The organism is Burkholderia sp. APQ4-4ca, assembly GCF_057837105.1.
Window position 1 is genome coordinate 2158 of the sequence record NZ_JBYQCG010000005.1, and the last position, 4398, is coordinate 6555.

General features: G+C 61.0%; 4 protein-coding genes. All 4 read right to left on the reverse strand.

The features are described 5' to 3' along the window. Window positions 1–1906 (reverse strand): type VI secretion system Vgr family protein (locus AC3IFE_RS00630; protein WP_489189267.1); only part of this gene is annotated, 1906 nt, incomplete at its 3' end. A gap of 83 nt (window positions 1907–1989) precedes the next feature. Beyond that, on the reverse strand, window positions 1990–3522 hold the full coding sequence (tssC, locus tag AC3IFE_RS00635; RefSeq protein ID WP_089468908.1) for a type VI secretion system contractile sheath large subunit: 1533 nt from the start codon (window positions 3520–3522) through the stop codon (window positions 1990–1992). A 73-nt stretch (window positions 3523–3595) separates the two neighbouring features. Next, window positions 3596–4108 carry a type VI secretion system contractile sheath small subunit gene (gene tssB, locus AC3IFE_RS00640; protein ID WP_124699970.1) on the reverse strand — a complete coding sequence of 171 codons (513 nt, stop codon included), beginning with the start codon at window positions 4106–4108 and terminating at the stop codon, window positions 3596–3598. A gap of 25 nt (window positions 4109–4133) precedes the next feature. Then, window positions 4134–4398: transposase (locus AC3IFE_RS00645; protein ID WP_489189268.1), on the reverse strand; the 265-nt coding region annotated here is incomplete at its 5' end.

Genomic DNA, 4398 nt, shown 5'->3' on the forward strand with positions numbered 1-4398 from the left:
TGCGGGCGGCAAGCTGCATCTGCTGCCCGCTGACGAGCCCGACGCCGTCGGGAGCGGTTGCGACGAGGACCGGCTTCTGAAGCCGTTGGAGCGTTTGCTGGATCAACACGCGCTGTTGATCGATGTCGGCCTGTAGCGCCTTTGCCGCGTTCGCCGAGTCGTTGAGTGCACTCAGGATCTGTTCGGCCTGCTCAAGCGTCGCGTCGGCGTCCTGCATCGCGAGCTGCGGGCCTGCGGCGTTCGGCTGTCCTTCCGCGCTAACCAACACGCCCTTCGATCCCCGAATCGCCGCCGGGCCGTCGGTGCGCAACTCCGCGCCCTGTCCGCGCTCCTTGCACTCACCATCGACCATGTGCCCAAGGTTGAGCTCACTGGTCTGAAACGGTGTCGTCAGATGAATATGCTCGACACCCTCCTTATCCTCCATCCGCATTTCATTCCGCGCGGCGGTGCGGATCAGATTCCGGGTATGGTTCCGACTGGTGACGAGATCCGGATGCAGGCTGTCATGCATCGCCCCGATAATCACCGGCCGATCCGGATGACCTTGCGTGAAAACAACGGCCACCTCCGCCCCATCGATCAGCGGAAAATGATGCCCATAGTCATCACCGCTATACGGCTTCGCAAACCGCACCGGCCGGCTTGTCCCACCCGGACTCCACTCATCGAGATCGAACGGCAGCTTGATCACATACCAGCCCTGTTCGGTCAGATACGCGTACTTGTAATCCCCGGGAGAGGTAATGCGCGCGGGCAGAATCCCGTCGATCGCCGGTCGCTTGATCGCATCGATGGACGTGCGCCACACACGACCGGACGGAATCCCCTCGAACGTCATCCAATACGACTGATCGCGGCCACCCTGCGACTCCACAGCAGTAACGAAGACCCCATGCTTCGCGTCGGCCGGGTTCGGCTCGATCCGCATGACTTCACCGGCTTCGAGCCAGAACGGATTACCGGTGCCCTTGAACGTGATCTGCGCGGCGAGATGCGCGTCGTGGCGTCGGCGGGCCACGCTCTTACCCTCTTCCGGCGTCTCGTAATGCTCACCCCAGCGGTAATCAACACCGCTCGTCGTCGTGTCGTCGCGCGCGGCGTTTTCCTCGACCAGCAGCGACACACCGGCCTGCCGATGATTATAGTCATGCAAACGCACGGCTTCGGGCACGCGCCGGGTCCGCTTCTCGAGCGTTTTGATCGCGTCCGCGCCGGAACTTTCGAGCCCCGAGTCTCTCCGGTACGACACGGTGCGTTGCTTCCGCGCGTAAGCATCCAGATCATCGCCAAACACGATCACGGCGTGATCCTTCTTCTGCTCCCAGCGGAACCAGAGTCCTTCTTCCGCGCAAAGGCGCTGAATGAAGGCGAATGTCGTTTCGTGATATTGGGTAACGTACTCGCGCCGCTTGTATTCGCCGCGCAACTGAAACAGGAAATCGACCCCGGCCCGGTAGCCGTAATGACGCAGCGTGTCGGTCACGATCTCCTCGACGGACTGCTTCTGGAACAACCTGCTCGTGACACCCCGGTTCAAGTCTGCGAGCTTCGGCTCGAGCCGCACGCGATAGTGGGTCTGATCGGCCGAACTGCCGAACTCGTCGAACTGCGTGATGACGCCGTGGATCGTATACGCCGGCGCCATCGTGCTGAATTGGCCGGCGTTCTCGCCAAACATCCTGCGCAGGTAGTCGAAATTCGGATCGACCGGCGCGACGATGAATTTTGCAGGACGGCCAATAACTTGATCCATCGGGATACCGGCCATCGGGCTCGTGAATTCGACGTCGTAGCGGTACAGCTCGCTCACGGCGTCCCGGCCCGTAAACCGCAGCACGGACGTCGGCGCCGGATGAGGCGCCAGCTTCAATTCATAAGCCTGCGACGGCAGGATCATCGACATGGATTTTCTCTCAGGTGCACGAACACAACGGCGCCGCCGGGACAGCCATCAGCGTCCCGACGGGTCATGCATGAAACGGCGGATCAGCCCTTGGCCTTCGGCATCTGCGACACGAGCGACAGCCCGATGTCCATGCCCTCGACCTGGAAGTGCGGGATGATGAACAGCTTGATGCGGAAGAAGCCCGGGTTGTCGTCGATGTCCTCGACCGTCACCTTCGCCTCGCGCAGCGGGTGCGACGCCTGCAGTTCGTCGCCCGGATCCTTCATCTCGGTCACGAGCCCCTTGATCCAGTTGTTCAGCTCGAGCTCGAGCAGACGCCGATCCTTGGTCGTGCCGATGTTCTCGCGCTGAATCAGCTTCAGGTAGTGCGCGATGCGCGACAGCAGGAAGATGTACGGCAAGCGCGCATTGATACGGCTATTGGCCGTCGCCTCCTTCGTCTCGTACAGCGCCGGCTTTTGCGTCGAGCTGGCCGAGAAGAAGCATGCGAAGTCGTGATTCTTGTAGAACGACAGCGGAATGAAGCCGAGATTCGCGAACTCGAACTCGCGTGTTTCCGGGATCAGCACTTCGGTCGGAATCTTCGGCTGCACGCCGGTGCCGAGGTCATACAGGTGAACCGGCAGGTCTTCCACCTTGCCGCCCGCCTGTGGGCCGCGAATCTGCACGCACCAGCCATTGCTGACGAAGCTGCGCACCATGTTGGCCGCGAACGCGAACGACGCGTTGACCCACAGATACTTGTCGTGGTCCTGGCCCTTCACCGCTTCTTCGTAGTTGAACGCACGCACCGGCGTCGTGTCCTTTCCATACGGCAAACGGCCGAGCACGCGGGGCATCGTCAGGCCGACGTAACGTGCATCGTCGGTGTCGCGGAAACTCTTCCACTTGATGTACTCGGCACGATCGAAGTAGTTGCCGATATCCTGGATGGATGCCACTTCTTCCATCGACTTCTTGCCGAAGAATGCTGCGCCCACCGAGCCGATGAACGGCATATGCGCGGCAGCCGCAACCTTCGAAATATTGCGCAGCAGCGCGACATCAATCGGCGAGTTCGCGAATTCGAAATCGCTGATCATTGCACTGATCGGCTGGCCGCCCGGCGTGTCGTACTCCTCGATATACGTGAGACGATACAGGCCGCTCTGGATCAGTTCCGGCGAATCTTCGAAGTCGCGCTGCAGCGCATCCTTCGATACATCCAGCACCTCGATGCGGGCGTTCTTGCGAAAGTCCGTGCGCGACACGAGCATCTTCAGCCCGCGCCAGCGACCTTCGAGCGCCTGGAAATCCGGCGCATGCATGACCGCGTCGAGCTGGCGGCTGATCTGCCGGTCAAGCTGCCCGATGTAGAAATCGAGCAGCGACTTGTCGAGTCGATCGACCGGCTTGCTTTCCTTCGCGATCAGGTTGAGCAGCGCGTCCATGCCGCGTGCGACCCGTTCGTCGGCCGATGCTTCCGACAATGCGTCGTTGTCGCGAAACGCTTCGAGCGGCCGAGCCTCGGCGACCGGCTTCAGGTTGATCTTGTTGCACAGCGCGGCGTAGACGCTGTCGTTGTCGAGCGCGATGGTTTCCGTGGCGCCCTGGCGCGATTCATTCTGGTTCATGTTTCTCTCAGTCACGTTTGGTATGGCTGCGTGGTTGCGGGAGGCGGTGACGGCCGTCTTGGGCCGGCCGCGCTCACGCATGGCCTTCCTGTTGCAGGGTGGCGGTGGCGATTTGTCCCAGTTCGCCGCGCAGCTTGTCGGACAGGCGCTTGTCCTTCAGGATCTTCTCGAACTCGCGACGGAACATGCCGTTGTCGAGCAGATTCGACTTGAGGTCGCGCAGCAGATTTCGCATCGCCAGCATCGCTTGCAGTTCGGGAATCTGGCGAGCAACCTGCTCGGGCTCGAAATCCTTCATCGAGCGAAACGAAAGATTCACCGGCAGTTCGGAGCCGTCGCCGGCCAGGGTGTTCTCCGCGGCAATCTCGAGATCCGGTGCATGGTCGGCCAGGACCGCGTCGAAGTTGTTCTTGTCGATATTGACCTTCTTGCGCTCGGCCAGGGGCGCCTGTTCGCGGCCCGCGCTGAAGTCGCCGGCAACGAGCAGCTTCAACGGCAGCTCGACCTTCTTCTGGGCCCCGCCCGTATGCAAATCCAGCGTGATCGAGACACGGCTCTTCGGAATTTCCCTCTGGAAGCTATCCATTTGCAATCCTTATTTAGAGACGGTTTCATAAAGACTGCTCGGCGCGTCGGAGCGTATTCCAGCAGATCAGGCAGCAACCGAGTTTGAGGAACGCGCCGTGAATATCGGCACGGCGTTCGAAACGAATACGGAGGCGACGGAAGTGATGCAGCCAAGCATGCGTGCGTTCAACGACCCAGCGATATTTTCCAAGGCCGCTGCCGTGTTCGGTACGACGCTTGGCAATCACCGGTTCGATACCACGATTGCGCAACGCTTTTCGATGTCGCTCGGAGTCGTATCCGCGGTCG